14 protein-coding genes are annotated in these 13,333 nt (G+C 74.0%); 6 read left to right on the forward strand and 8 right to left on the reverse strand.

What is annotated here, in order from left to right; all coding sequences use genetic code 11:
* Positions 1 to 3: 3 nt before the first annotated feature.
* From ABD973_RS31590 to ABD973_RS31615, 7 genes are all read right to left on the reverse strand, one after another.
* The gene (locus tag ABD973_RS31590; protein ID WP_125819965.1) at positions 4 to 1,005 is read right to left on the reverse strand and encodes a PHP domain-containing protein; all 1,002 of its coding nucleotides are present in this window, start codon (positions 1,003 to 1,005) and stop codon (positions 4 to 6) included.
* Positions 1,006 to 1,262: 257 nt separating this feature from the next.
* Entirely contained in the window at positions 1,263 to 2,144 is an 882-nt protein-coding gene (locus tag ABD973_RS31595) for a glutathione S-transferase C-terminal domain-containing protein (RefSeq protein ID WP_345503593.1), read from the reverse strand.
* A 100-nt stretch (positions 2,145 to 2,244) separates the two neighbouring features.
* Positions 2,245 to 2,400 (reverse strand): hypothetical protein, encoded by a 156-nt coding sequence (locus ABD973_RS31600; protein WP_164720819.1) that lies wholly within the window; start codon positions 2,398 to 2,400, stop codon positions 2,245 to 2,247.
* A 182-nt stretch (positions 2,401 to 2,582) separates the two neighbouring features.
* Complete coding sequence (locus ABD973_RS31605) at positions 2,583 to 3,701, reverse strand: aliphatic sulfonate ABC transporter substrate-binding protein (RefSeq protein WP_125819963.1); 1,119 nt, start codon at positions 3,699 to 3,701, stop codon at positions 2,583 to 2,585.
* A 229-nt stretch (positions 3,702 to 3,930) separates the two neighbouring features.
* On the reverse strand, positions 3,931 to 4,035 hold the full coding sequence (locus ABD973_RS34845; protein WP_368773890.1) for a putative leader peptide: 105 nt from the start codon (positions 4,033 to 4,035) through the stop codon (positions 3,931 to 3,933).
* Positions 4,036 to 4,174: 139 nt separating this feature from the next.
* Positions 4,175 to 4,633 (reverse strand): RrF2 family transcriptional regulator, encoded by a 459-nt coding sequence (locus tag ABD973_RS31610; RefSeq protein WP_125594666.1) that lies wholly within the window; start codon positions 4,631 to 4,633, stop codon positions 4,175 to 4,177.
* Positions 4,634 to 4,683: 50 nt separating this feature from the next.
* Positions 4,684 to 5,886 (reverse strand): acyl-CoA dehydrogenase family protein, encoded by a 1,203-nt coding sequence (locus ABD973_RS31615; protein WP_125819962.1) that lies wholly within the window; start codon positions 5,884 to 5,886, stop codon positions 4,684 to 4,686.
* A 462-nt stretch (positions 5,887 to 6,348) separates the two neighbouring features.
* Between ABD973_RS31615 and ABD973_RS31620 the strand changes: the two genes are divergently transcribed.
* Genes ABD973_RS31620 through ABD973_RS31640 form a run of 5 tightly spaced genes read left to right on the forward strand, consistent with a single transcriptional unit; the run spans position 6,349 to position 11,408 of the window.
* Positions 6,349 to 7,554 (forward strand): LLM class flavin-dependent oxidoreductase, encoded by a 1,206-nt coding sequence (locus tag ABD973_RS31620; protein ID WP_345503598.1) that lies wholly within the window; start codon positions 6,349 to 6,351, stop codon positions 7,552 to 7,554.
* Positions 7,555 to 7,575: 21 nt separating this feature from the next.
* Positions 7,576 to 8,943: an NtaA/DmoA family FMN-dependent monooxygenase gene (locus ABD973_RS31625; RefSeq protein ID WP_345503600.1), complete on the forward strand. Its 1,368-nt coding sequence runs from the start codon at positions 7,576 to 7,578 to the stop codon at positions 8,941 to 8,943.
* Positions 8,944 to 8,953: 10 nt separating this feature from the next.
* Positions 8,954 to 10,069: an LLM class flavin-dependent oxidoreductase gene (locus tag ABD973_RS31630; RefSeq protein WP_125819960.1), complete on the forward strand. Its 1,116-nt coding sequence runs from the start codon at positions 8,954 to 8,956 to the stop codon at positions 10,067 to 10,069.
* Between the two features lie 59 nt (positions 10,070 to 10,128).
* Complete coding sequence (locus ABD973_RS31635; protein WP_125594670.1) at positions 10,129 to 10,926, forward strand: thymidylate synthase; 798 nt, start codon at positions 10,129 to 10,131, stop codon at positions 10,924 to 10,926.
* Positions 10,923 to 11,408 (forward strand): dihydrofolate reductase, encoded by a 486-nt coding sequence (locus tag ABD973_RS31640; RefSeq protein WP_125819959.1) that lies wholly within the window; start codon positions 10,923 to 10,925, stop codon positions 11,406 to 11,408. The genes ABD973_RS31635 and ABD973_RS31640 overlap by 4 nt, the downstream gene beginning before the upstream one ends.
* A gap of 28 nt (positions 11,409 to 11,436) precedes the next feature.
* On the opposite strand, the gene ABD973_RS31645 is transcribed toward ABD973_RS31640, so the two are convergent.
* Positions 11,437 to 12,339: a LysR family transcriptional regulator gene (locus ABD973_RS31645; RefSeq protein WP_125819958.1), complete on the reverse strand. Its 903-nt coding sequence runs from the start codon at positions 12,337 to 12,339 to the stop codon at positions 11,437 to 11,439.
* 70 nt (positions 12,340 to 12,409) lie between these two features.
* Here ABD973_RS31645 and ABD973_RS31650 point away from each other — a divergent pair, with 70 nt between their 5' ends.
* Positions 12,410 to 13,330, forward strand: a complete 921-nt coding sequence (locus tag ABD973_RS31650) for an NAD-dependent epimerase/dehydratase family protein (RefSeq protein WP_345503603.1) — start codon at positions 12,410 to 12,412, stop codon at positions 13,328 to 13,330.
* The last annotated feature ends 3 nt before the right edge of the window (positions 13,331 to 13,333 follow it).

Genomic DNA, 13,333 nt, shown 5'->3' on the forward strand with positions numbered 1-13,333 from the left:
GCTTCACCGCCGGCCGCTCCTGCCCTCCAGCAGCCGCCCGAGCGGCCAGGTCGTGATCAGCCGGTCCGCGCCCAGGCCGATCCGGGCCGCGCGGGCGTAGCCCGTGCTCTGCCAGTGCAGCTGTTCGGGGGCGTGGGCGTCGGTGTCCACGGCGAAACGGCAGCCGGCGTCGGCCGCCTGGAGGAGCAGGTCGTCCGGCGGGTCGCGGCGTTCGGGCCGGCAGTTGATCTCCACGGCGGTGCCGTACTCCGCGCACGCGGCGAACACGGCCGCGGCGTCGAACCTGGACTGCGGGCGGCCCCGGCCGGTGATGATCCGGCCGGTGCAGTGCCCCAGGACGTCGACGCGCGGATTGCGCACCGCGGCCAGCAGGCGGGCGGTCATCGTCCCGGGCTCCGAGCGGAGCCTGGAGTGCACGGACGCCACGACGACGTCGAGACGGCCGAGCAGCTCCTCCTCCTGGTCGAGCGATCCGTCGTCGAGGATGTCGCACTCGATGCCGGTCAGCAGCCGGAAGCCCGGGCCCAGCCCGGCGTTCACGGCGGCCACGGCCCGCAGCTGACTCCTGAGCCGGTCCGGGCTCAGGCCGTGGGCGATGGTCAGGCGCGGCGAGTGGTCGGTCAGCACGGCCCACTGGTGGCCCAGGGCGCGGGCCGCTTCGGCCATCTCCTCGAGCGGGCTCCCGCCGTCCGACCAGTCGGAGTGCAGATGGCAGTCCCCGGTGCTCGCCGCCGCGAGCTCCCAGCCGGCGCGGGCGTCCGGGCCCGCCTCGGCCTCCAGGCGGGCCAGGTAGCGCGGGACCGCCCCGGCCGACGCCTGGGCGATCACCTCGGAGGTGACCGGACCCACCCCGCGCAGCCGTCCGGCCCGGGCGGCGTCCACCGGGCCCGGTTCCAGGCCGCGGACGGCGTCGGCCGCCGTGTGGAAGGCCCGCACCCGGTACGGGGACGCCCCGCGCCATTCGAGCAGGAAGGCGATGCGCCGCAGGGCTTCGTCCGGGGTCATGGCGGACCGGGCGGGGGCGCGCTACTCGCCGGCGGAGCCGGGCTCGGCCGTCCGCCGGTGCCCTTCCGCTCGGAGGCCGTCGGGCAGGAACGCGCCGGCCGTCACCACCGCGAGTTCACGGTTGTGGGTCATGCCCGGCGCCTACCCGTGCTGCGCGAACCATGCTTCCGGGCCGCTGCCGGCCGGGCTCCGGACACCCCCGGGGACGGCCCGGAGCCCGGCAGCGGTCAGGCCGGGGAGGGTGCCAGCGGGGGCCGTCAGCTGCCGGCGCGGCCGGTGCCGAGGGCGGGGGTGGCGGCCGGTACGTGGCCCGCCCAGTCGACGATGGGGAACGCCGCGCCCGCGGCCTCCGTGCCGCGGCACTGGGCGTGGTGGCGCAGGGCGATGCCGTCCAGGTCCAGGTGGGGCGCGAAGGCGGGGTGGGCCGCCAGGCGCCGGGCGTACGACCACACGTACGGGTGGTCGGTGAGGCGGTACACCGCGGCCGCGTCCAGGTGCCAGCGGTGCACGGTGTCCAGCTGTACCAGCGTCACCCACAACTGCACGTCGGCTGCGGTGAGTTCGGTGCCGAGCAGGTACTCGGCGCTGGAGAGGCGTCGCTCCAGCGCGTTGAGCGCGCGCAGCAGGGTGGCGAGCGCGGTGTCCCGTGCCGCCGGGTCGGCGCCGCACTGGCCGGCGCGCTGTGCCGCCGCGTTGATGCCCTGTTCGCACAGGCGGGCCACGGCCTCGATCCGGTCGTCGGCGCCGGCCGGGTACAGCTGCCGGCCGCCGGTGCCGAAGAGCCGGCCCATGTCCTGGAGGATGTCCGGGGCGTGCGTGCTGACGATCCGTCCGGTCCAGCCGTCGGCGAGTACGGGGGCCACGGCCGGTCCGGGGTACCGGTGGTAGCTGGCCTGGTAGAGCGGGCGCAGGGCCAGGTGTCCGCCGTCGGGCGCGTCGGGCACGGCCGGGAGCAGCGTCATCGGGAGGACGTCCCGCAGGCCGAGCAGGCTGTGCGTGACGGCGATGCGCAGACAGGACGGGCCGGACGGGGAGAGGTGGAGCCGGTAGCGGTGGGGGACGGCGGGGTAGCCGCTGTGCGCGTCACGGCCGATCCTGCTCCGGAAGGACGGGGCGGCTGTCGGGCGGGTGGTGGACATGCTTCTCCCTGGGGGTGCTCGGGCACGGGGCATGCGACGACGGCGACGGCGGCCGGCGCCGGATGCGGCGCGGCCGGGACCCTGAGGGTGGGGGCGCGGGTCAGCGGTGGGCGGGCGCGGGGCCGCCGGGGTGCGGGGGATTCGCCGCGCTGCACACGCGCAGGAGGTCGATGTGGCGGCGGGAGGTGAGCAGCGGGCGCGCCGGCGCGGCGGCGCGGACGCCGTCGGTGCCGCGGTCCAGCCCTGAACAGCCCATGATTCCCTACCGGTTCACCAGGATTCGCCGTTCTGGAGTGTCGGCGCGGTCCGGGCGGGTGTCAAGACCGCCTTCCCGTCCGCCGTCCCGCCGGCGTGCTGTCCGCCACGCGCGACGGCACCGGCCCCGGGAGGCGGTTGCCTCGGTGGAGCCGGTGCCGTCGTACGCGGTGTGCCGGGGGCCTACTTGGCGCCGAGGCCGGCGTCGGAGACCTCGGGCTTGCCGGCGGCCTTGAGGACCTTGTTCAGGAGCGTCAGGTCGTAGATGCCGGCCAGGTCGGGCTTCTCCAGGAGCTTGGCCTTGACCGCCCAGTCCGACTCGGTCTTCAGCGTGCTCGCGAGCGGGTCGTCGGTGACGAGGATGCTCTGCCAGGCCGGGTCGAGGACCTTGGCGTCGAGTTCCTTGCCGCTCTCGGCCTTGAGCTTGGCGTTGGCGGAGGCCTTGGCCTTGTCGGGATTGGCGTTGATCCACTCGTTGGTCTTGACGGTGCCCCTGAGGACCGCCTCGACGACGTCCGCGTGCTCCTTCAGGAACTTCTGGGACACGATGACGTTCGTGATGACGAACTTCTTGTCGGGCCACAGGGCCGTCTCGTCGAGGAGGACGCTGCCGCCGTCGGAGACGAGCTTGGAGGCGGTGGGCTCGGGCACCCAGGCGCCGTCGATGGAGCCCTGCTTGAAGGCGTCGGGGGTGACCTTGTTGTCGGTGCGGACGACGGAGACGTCGCCCTTGCCGGACTCGGGGTCGACCGTCCAGCCCTTCTCGGCGATCCAGTTGAGGAACGCGATGTCCTGCGTGTTCCCCTTCTGGGGGGTGGCGATCTTCTTGCCCTTGAGGTCGTCCAGGGTCTTGATCTTGTCCGGGTTCACGACCAGCTTGACGCCGCCGGAGGCGGAGCCGGAGATGATCCGCAGGTTGGAGCCCTTGGACTTGACGTAGCCGTTGATGGACGGCGAGGGGCCGATGAAGCCGATGTCGAGGGAGCCGCCGTTGAGGGCCTCGATCTCGGAGGGGCCGGCGTTGAAGGACTGCGGCTTGACCTTGGTGCCGTTCAGCTCCTTCTCGATCAGGCCCTCCTGGAGGCCGACCAGGGCGGTGGCGTGGGTCAGGTTCGGGAAGTACCCGATGCGGACCTCGGACGCGGAGAGCTTCTGCTGACCACCCTCGGACGCCGTGGCGCCGGCCGGCTTCTCGTCCTTCTTCTCGGCCTCGGAGCCGTAGCCGCAAGCGGTGAGCAGCAGGGGGAGCGTGGCGGTGACGGCGATGGCGCGCAGGGCGTTGAGCGATCTTGCGGCAGACACGGAGGTGTCCTTTCACGGGATGGGTTCAAGAGCTGAGACGGACGTCTCAAAGCCACCGGTACACACGGCACCCGCGCGCGGCGGTCGGTGGCCGGATCACGGTCGCAGGCTGGGGAACGGGTGGGCCGTCGGGCGGCCCCGGGAATCGAGGTCCGGCCGGCGTGACGGACGGGCGGGCGGCACGGCACCGGCTGGTGCGCGGCCGCCGGTTCAGGTCCGGTGAGGGCGGTCAGGCAGGCTGACAGATGGCGCTGGAGGTGCGGACCAGATCGATGTGCCGGCGGGAGATCAGGGACGGCGGCCGGTGTACGTGTACGTCTGCGTGATGCGGCATGCGCACGGCCTTCCTCCCTGGATCCCTAGTTTTCCCACCTGGTTGGTAGGCATCTTGGCAGACGGGGGCACCCGCCCCAAGAGGTTGACCAGATGGTGGACGCCGCTGTCTCGTCTTACGAGAAACCGCAGGTCAGAGGCTAGGGATTGGTCCAGGCTCCGGGGGCGTCCGCCAGCGCGGACACCGAGGAGGGCAGCTCCGACGACGCCACGTCCGCGAGCGACACCCCGTCGAGGATCTCGCGCACGTTGGCCCGCAGCGCGATCCACAGGGGGAGCAGCGACTGGGCGGGGCCGGAGTAGGAGAGGTCGGGCGGGCGGACCCCGCGCACCGAGACGAGGGGTCCGTCCACGACGCGGATGACGTCCGCGATGCTGATGGACCGGGCCGGCCTGGCCAGCCGGTAGCCGCCGTTGCCGCCGCGCTGGCTCAGCACGAGACCGCCCCGGCGCATGTCGTTCAGGATGCCCTCGAGGAACTTGTGCGGGATGTCCTGGGCGTCGGCGATGGCCTCGGCCTTCAGCGGTCCGTCGTCCTGCGACGCGGCAAGCTGCAGCGCGGCCCGTACCGCGTAGTCCGCCCTGGCTGAGATCCGCATGCGGACATTATCCCGTACGGCCCCGGCCGCCGTCCCGCGCGGGCCCCGCCTCAGCGGAAGGCCGCCGCCACCGCGCGGTGGGAGCCGTTGAGGTAGTGCTCGCCGATCGAGCGCAGCCGGTGCGCGACCGGGCGGTGGGCCGTCAGGACGCGGGCGTTGCGCCAGAACCGGTCCAGGCCCGGCGCGTCGGCGAACTCCAGCACCCTGGCGGTGATGTGCAGTGCGGCCTCCGACGTCACCGTCTCGGCGGTCGCGACCAGGGCGGCGACCCCCGCGGGATCCTCGGCGTCGAGCTGCTCCCCGGCGTCGAGGGCCTGCGCCATCACCTCCGTGGCCCGGTCGACCACCGCAGTGGCGGTCTGGGCGGCGGAGGCGAGCTCCCCGTAGGCGAGGAAGAGGTCCGGGTCGTCGCCGGGCGGCCGGTGCGCGCGGCCGCCCCGGCTGAGGTCGCGCGCCTCGGTGAGGGCGCCCTCGGCGATGCCGAGGCCGACGTGGCACAGGGCGAGCCGGAGCGCGGGCTCGGCGAGCGCGGTGAACGGCGCGGTCGACTCCTCGTCGTGCGGCCGGCGTCCCAGCACCTGACCGGGAGCGACGGCGACGCGGTCGAACACGACGGCGCCCGCGCCCGCGACGCGCTGGCCGAGGCGGTCGTGGGCGGGTTCGAGGGTCACGCCGGGCGCGCCGGGCGTGACCCGCACGACCAGGACGTCGCCCGTCACGGCGCACACGGCGTCCACCGCGATCTGGTCGGCGGCGGCCACCGCCGTGTCCACGGGGCGGCGCCCGCTCAGCACGTACCCCGGACTGCGCGGCCTCAGCGTGAGGTCCGGCGGGCCTGCCTCGCCGCCCGGGGCGGGCGCGCGCACCGCGCCGGTCCACAGCCACTGCTCGCGCGCCGACTCCTCCTCGAGGGCGGTGGCGTCGTGGTCGGCCGCGTAGAAGCGTCCGCCCCACGTGTGCACGTAGTGGCGGGCGAGCAGCTCGCCGAGCGAGCTGTCCGCCGCGCCTATCTCGCGTATGACGGCGCATCCGGTGCGCCAGTCCGCGCCCCGGCCCGGCCGGGGCGGGGTGAGCGCGGCGAGCAGGCCCGCCTCGCGCAGCCGGGCCGTCTCGTCGACCGGCGGCCGGCCGGCCTGCTCGCGGGTCACGGAGTCGGCGGCCAGGTCGTCCGCCACGTCGCGGGCGGTACGCAGGAGCGCGCGGCGCCGTGCGGCGTCGGACGGGCGGCCCGCGGTGCTCGGTGTCGTCGGCACCGGCGTCACCGACAGGCCCGGACGGCGCGGTACGGCGCGGGGGAGGGGCGTGGGACGTTGCCGGGAGGGAGGGCGGTGGTCATGTCGGCTGCTCCGGGACGTTGTCGGTGGCGCCGGCCGGTGGCCGGGAGGCCTGGGCACGCGCGAGGGGAGGAAGCCGGGCGGCGCCGGATCCCCACTTTTCCCATCGGATTGATAGGAATACTTGCCCGGAAGAACCCTCCGGGCAAGACCACGACCAGATCGTGGACAGGGCGGTCTCGCGATGAAAGACGCGGCAGCAAGAGCCGTACTGCGGGGACCGTTTGACGGAGCGGCAACACGACTGCCAACTTCCCTTAACGAGGCGGTCATTGTATGGCGCAACGGCCGGACATAGCGTTTTCGGCGGATACCGCAACAGGCATCGGCCCCCCTTCGCACGGCCGACCGGAAGGCGTATCCGGAAAGGCGTGATCCGACGTGCCGGCCTCCCCACCCCCAGCCGCATCCCGAGCGGCGGCTTCCGCACCGCTGCACCTCGCCGTCGCGCTCGACGGCGCCGGCCGGCATCCGGCCGCCTGGCGCGAGCCGGGTGCCCGGCCCGGCGAACTCCTCACGGCCCGCTACTGGGCCGACGCCGTGGCCGAGGCCGAAGCCGGCCTGCTCGACTTCGTCTCCTTCGACGACGCCCTCACCCTCCAGTCGTCCTCGCCGGACGGACCCGACGGACGCACGGACCAGGTCCGCGGCCGGCTGGACGCGGTGCTCACCGCGGCCCGCGTCGCCCCGCTGACCCGGCACATCGGACTCGTCCCCACCGTGACCGCCACCCACACCGAGCCCTTCCACATATCCAAGGCCATCGCCACCCTCGACCACGTCAGCCGGGGCCGCGCGGGCCTGGACGTCCGGGTGTCGCAAACCGCCCACGAACTGCGGCACTTCGGACGGCGCGCGGCGGCCCTGCCCGAGGACGAGGCGTACGAAGAGGCCGCCGACCACGTCGAGGTGGTCCGGCGGCTGTGGGACAGCTGGGACGACGACGCCGAGATCCGGGACGTGGCCACCGGCCGCTTCGTCGACCGCGACAAGCTGCACCACATCGACTTCGAGGGCCGCCACTTCAGCGTCCGGGGACCGTCGATCACCCCCCGCCCGCCCCAGGGACAGCCCCTGGTCACCGCCGCGGCCGCCACCCGCGCGGCGTACGGTCTCATCGCCCGCTCCGCGGACGCCGGTTACGTCCCCGCGCACGACACCGACGCCGTGCGCGCCGCGGTCGCGGAGATCCGGCGGGCCCGGGAGACCGCCGGGCCCGCGGCGGAGCCCCTGCACCTCTTCGGGGACCTCACCGTCTTCCTGGACGAGGACGCCCCCGCGGCACACGCGCGCAGGGAACGCCTCGACGCCCTCGCGGGCACCCCGTACGGCGACGGCGAAGCCGTCTTCACCGGAACCCCCGCACAGCTGGCCGACCTGCTCCAGGACTGGCGGACGGCCGGCCTGACGGGCTTCCGGCTGCGGCCCGGCGGCATCTCCCACGACCTGCCCGCGATCACCCGGGCACTGGTGCCCGAGCTCCAGCGGCGCGGGGCCTTCCGCCGCGCGTACGAGGCGGACACCCTGCGCGCACTGCTGGGCCTGGCACGCCCGGCCGGCCGGTACGCCGCCCAGCCCGCCGCCTGATCCGGACCCGGAAGGACCACCATGAGCACCAAGCCGCTCAAGCAGATCCACCTCGCGGCCCACTTCCCCGGAGTCAACAACACCACCGTCTGGAGCGACCCGGCGGCCGGCAGCCACATCGACTTCGACTCCTTCGTCCACTTCGCCCGCACGGCAGAGCGCGCCAGGTTCGACTTCCTCTTCCTCGCCGAGGGACTGCGCCTGCGCGAACAGGGCGGCCGGATCTACGACCTCGACGTGGTCGGGCGGCCCGACACCTTCACCGTGCTCGCCGCGCTCGCCGCCGTCACCGAACGCCTCGGCCTGACCGGGACGATCAACTCCACCTTCAACGAGCCCTACGAGGTGGCCCGCCAGTTCGCCAGCCTCGACCACCTGTCCGCCGGACGCGCCGCCTGGAACGTGGTGACCTCCTGGGACGCCTTCACCGGCGAGAACTTCCGCCGGGGCGGGTTCCTGCCCCGCGAGGAGCGCTACTCCCGCGCCAAGGAGTTCCTGGCCGCCGCGACCGGGCTGTTCGACTCCTGGGACGGCACCGAGATCGTCGCCGACCCGGTCTCGGGCACCTTCCTGCGGGACGCCCGGGCGGGCGCCTTCACCCACTGCGGACCGCACTTCGACATCGAGGGCCATTTCAACGTGCCGCGCAGCCCGCAGGGCCGGCCCGTCGTCTTCCAGGCGGGCGACTCCGACGAGGGCCGCGAGTTCGCCGCCGCCCGCGCCGACGCGATCTTCGGCCGGTACGGGACCCTCGACGAAGGCCGGGCCTTCTACGCGGACGTCAAGCGCCGCCTCCCCCGGTACGGGCGCACGCCCGACCAGCTGAAGATCCTGCCCGCGGCCACCTTCGTACTCGGCGACACCGACGCCGAGGCACACGAGACCGCGCACGAGGTGCGCCGCCTCCAGGTCAGCGGACAGACCGCGATCAGGTACCTGGAGCACGTCTGGAACCGCGACCTGTCCGCCTACGACCCCGACGGGCCGCTGCCCGAGACCGACCCCGAACCCGGCGAGAACACCATCGCCCTCGGCCGGGCCAGCGTCCGCCAGTTCCGCGACCCGCGGGAGACCGCCCGGCAGTGGCGCGAGCTCGCCCGCGCCAAGAACCTGTCGATCCGCGAGCTCGTCATCGCGACCACCGCCCGCCAGACCTTCGTCGGCTCCGCCGCCACCGTCGCCCGGGCGATCGACGACCTGGTGCAGGCGGACGCCGCCGACGGTTTCATCCTCGTTCCCCACATCACCCCCGGCGGCCTCGACGTGTTCGCCGACACCGTCGTCCCCCTGCTCCAGGAGCGCGGCGTCTTCCGCACCGAGTACGAGGGCACCACCCTCCGCGACCACCTCGGGCTCTCCGTGCCCGCCCCCGCCCCCTCCGGCCTGTAAGGAGCCCGGCATGTCCGGCATCCCCCTCGGGGTCCTCGACCTCGTCCCCGTCCCGTCCGGCTCCACCGCCGCCGAGGCCCTGCACCACAGCATCGACCTCGCCCGGCAGACGGAGGCCTTCGGCTACGCCCGCTACTGGTTCGCCGAGCACCACCTCAACCCCGGCGTCGCCGGGACCTCCCCGGCGGTCCTCCTCGCGCTCACCGCCTCCGCGACCACGACGATCCGCCTCGGCTCCGGAGCCGTGCAGCTCGGGCACCGCACCGCCCTCTCCACCGTCGAGGAGTTCGGCCTGATCGACGCGCTCCACCCCGGCCGCCTGGACCTGGGCCTGGGCCGCTCCGCCGGCCGGCCCCCGCAGCGCGACCCCGCGGCGGCCGAGCCCTTCGAGGGGTGGACGCCGAACGGGCTGCGCATCCCGCCCCGCTTCTCCTTCGCGCACCTGCTGGGCCACCCGAGGGTCGCGCTCCAGCAGCGCCTGCTGAACCTGCCCGGTGCCCAGCCGCAGGACTACGCCGAGCAGGTCGACGACGTCCTCGCGCTGCTGCGCGGCGACTACCGCTCCCCGCAGGGCGTGGAGGCGCACGCCGTCCCGGGGGAGGGGGCCGACGTCCAGGTGTGGATCCTGGGGAGCAGCGGCGGGGTCAGCGCGGAGACCGCCGGCCGCAACGGACTGCGCTTCGCGGCCAACTACCACGTCAGCCCCGCCAGCGTGCTGGAGGCGGCCGAGGGCTACCGGGCGGCCTTCAAGCCGTCGGCCGGGCTGGACCGCCCGTACCTCACCGTGTCCGCCGACGTCGTGGTCGCCGAGGACGACGCGACCGCCCGCGAACTGGCGGCCGGCTACGCGCCCTGGGTGCGCAGCATCCGCACCGCCGAGGGCGCCATCCCCTTCCCCACGCCCGCCGAGGCGCGCGCCCTGCCCTGGACCGAGGCCGACCGGGAACTCGTCGCCGACCGGGTCGACACCCAGTTCACCGGCTCCCCGCGGACCGTGGCCGACCACCTGGAACGCCTCCAGGAGGCCACGGGAGCGGACGAGCTGCTGATCACCACCATCACGCACGACCACGCGGACCGGGTCCGCTCCTACCGGCTGCTGGCCGAGGAGTGGCAGCGCCGCTGACCGGCCGCGCCCGGCGTCCTGGTCGAGGCACCGTCCGGGGAATCGTAGACTCGACGGTTGTGGCGGACACCCAGTACGAAGACCTGTTGCGGCATGTGCTCACCTCCGGGACGGCGAAGGCCGACCGGACGGGCACCGGCACCCGAAGCGTGTTCGGGCACCAGCTGCGTTACGACCTCTCCCAGGGGTTTCCCCTGGTCACCACCAAGAAGGTGCACCTGAAGTCGATCGTGTACGAGCTCTTGTGGTTCCTGCGCGGCGACTCGAACGTCGGCTGGCTGCGGGAGCACGGCGTCACCATCTGGGACGAGTGGGCCGACGCCGACGGTGAGCTCGGACCGGTCTACGGCGTCCAGTGGCGGTCCTGGCCCACTCCCGACGGCCGGCACGTGGACCAGATCACCGAGGTGCTCGACACGCTCCGGCGCGACCCGGACTCCCGCCGGATGATCGTCTCCGCCTGGAACGTCTCCGAGCTGTCCCGGATGGCACTCGCCCCGTGCCACGCCTTCTTCCAGTTCTACGTGGCCGACGGCAAGCTCTCCTGCCAGCTGTACCAGCGCAGCGCGGACCTGTTCCTCGGCGTGCCGTTCAACATCGCGAGCTACGCCCTGCTCACCCACATGGTGGCGCAGCAGACCGGCCTCGAACCGGGCGACTTCATCTGGACCGGCGGCGACTGCCACATCTACGACAACCACGTCGAACAGGTCACCGAGCAGCTCTCGCGCACCCCGTACGACTTCCCCCGGCTGAAGCTGCGCCAGGCCGACTCGATCTTCGACTACGCCTACTCCGACGTGGAGCTGCTCGACTACCGGCACCACCCGGCCATCAAGGCACCGGTGGCGGTATGACCGTCGGACTGATCTGGGCGCAGACCCTCGACGGCGTCATCGGCGCCGGCAACACCATTCCGTGGCGGCTGCCCGAGGACATGGCGCACTTCAAGGCCACCACCCTCGGCCACCCCGTGGTGATGGGCCGCAAGACCTGGGACTCGCTGCCCCCGCGCTTCCGCCCGCTCGCCGGCCGGCGCAACATCGTCGTCACCCGCGACCCGCACTGGCGGGCCGAGGGCGCGCTGCGCGCCGGCTCGGTTCCCGAGGCCCTGGAGCTGGCGGCCGGCGCCGGCGAGACGTGGGTGATCGGCGGGGGCGAGATCTACCGGGCCGCCCTGGAGCACGCCACGGTGCTCTCGGTGACCGAGATCGACGCGAAGGTGGACGGCGACACCCACGCCCCCGTACCCGGCCCGGAATGGGCCGCCGGCGCGGACGACGCCTGGCGCACCTCGACGTCCGGGCTGCGCTACCGCATCCGCCGGTACACCCGCTAGCGCCACGGGGCCCCGGTGGCGGGCCGCCCTAGAGCCGCCCGGCCTCCTCGCGCAGGGCCCGGACGAGGGCCGTCACCAGGGGCCGGCCGCCGCCGCGGGCGGCGGCCCCGATGTGCCGCACCGGGCCCGGCGCCGTGACCGGGACCGCGCACAGGCCCGGGACCTCCGGGCCCAGCGCGATGGAGGGGATCAGCGAGACCCCGATGCCCGCGGCGACGAGCGAGCGCGCGAAGAAGTAGTCGGTGGTGGTCCCGCGCACCTCCGGATCGAATCCGGCGATCGAGGCGTACCGGCGCAGGTACGCCTCGGTGCGCAGGCAGCCGAGCACCCAGGGCTCGTCCGCCAGCTCGGAGAGGTCCAGGGCCCCGCGCCCGGCCAGCCGGTGTTCCCGCGGCAGGACCACGTACAGCGGGTCCTCCATGAGCGGGGTCCACTCCAGGCCGGAGCCGGAGCCGGCCCCGGGCCCGCCGGGCAGCGGGCCGTCGAAGCGGTAGGCGAGGGCGAGGTCCACGGCGCCCTGGCGGACCAGCGGCAGGGTGTCCTCGGGCTCGCCCTCCCTGATGTGGATCACGGTGCCGGGGTGCTCCGCCGCCAGTCGGGCGAGCGCGGCCGGCAGCAGCAGTCTGCCCCCGCTGGTGAACGTGGCCACGGTGAGCCGGGTACGGCCCGTGCCCAGCCGGTCGACCTGCCGCCGCGCGTGTTCGAGCTCCGCCGCGACGGTCTCGGCGGCGCCGACCATGATCCGCCCGGCCTGCGTCAGGGTGACGCCGCGCGTGCTCCGGTCGACCACCCGCGCGCCGAGGCCGCGCTCCAGCGCGGCGATCTGCTGGGAGACGGCGGAGGGCGTCAGGCGCAGGGCCGCGGCGGCCCGGTTGAAACTGCCGTGCTCCGCCACCGCCCGCAGGACGCGGAGCCGCTGTACGTCGATCAACAGTTTTCCTTCATACGCGATCAGCAGATCATGACTTCTGCTGGTGACGATAGGCCTCCACGATGAGGGCATGCAAAAGATCATCGTCATCGGCGGAAGCCGCTACTTCGGAAGGCTCCTGGTCGAGCGCCTGCACGCCGCCGGGAACCGGGTCACCGTGGTCAACCGGGGCTCCACCCCGCCGCCCGAGGGGGTCGAGCACCTCGTCGTCGACCGGAACGACGAGAGCGCCCTGAGGGCCGCGCTCGACGGCCGCACCTTCGACGTCGTGGTCGACCAGGTCTGCTACACCCCCGTGCAGGCCGCCATCGCCGCCCGCACCTTCGCCGGCCGTACCCGGCGCTACGTCATGACCTCCACGATCGAGGTCTACGACCCCGCCACGGCCGCCCTCCCCGCCGTACCCGCCGGGACACCGGTTCCGGAGTCGGCCGTGGACCCGGCCGCCTGGCGGGTGGCCACGGACCTGCCCTGGCACGACGCCGTGTACCTGGAGGAGCACTACGCCGAGGGCAAGCGCCAGGCGGAGGCCGTCCTCACCGCCGCCGGCGGCTTCGCGTTCACGAGCGTACGCAGCGCCCACGTGCTCGGCGGCGGCGCACTGGAGTTCACCGGCCGGCTGGCGCACTACACCGGCCGCGTCAGCCGGGGCGAGGAGATCGCCGTGCACGCCCGGCCGCGGCCCACGGTCTTCATCCACCACGAGGAGCTGGCCGACGTGCTGCTGTGGGCGGCCGCCGCCGACTTCACCGGCCCCGTCAACGCCTGCTCCGACGGCCCGCTCGACGTGCACGGCCTCACCGCCGTCATCGCCGCCCGGACCGGCCGGGAGCCCGTCCTGCGGACCGTCCCGGCGGGCGCGGACGCCTCCCCGTTCTCCTTCGACCACCACTACGCCATGAGCAACACCCGCGCCAAGGAGCTCGGCTTCCGCTTCTCCCGCACCGCCGACTGGCTTCCCGGGGCCGTCGCCGAAGCCCTCACCGCCTGAGCG

It is taken from the genome of Streptomyces racemochromogenes (genome assembly GCF_039535215.1).
GTDB classification, from domain to species: domain Bacteria; phylum Actinomycetota; class Actinomycetes; order Streptomycetales; family Streptomycetaceae; genus Streptomyces; species Streptomyces racemochromogenes.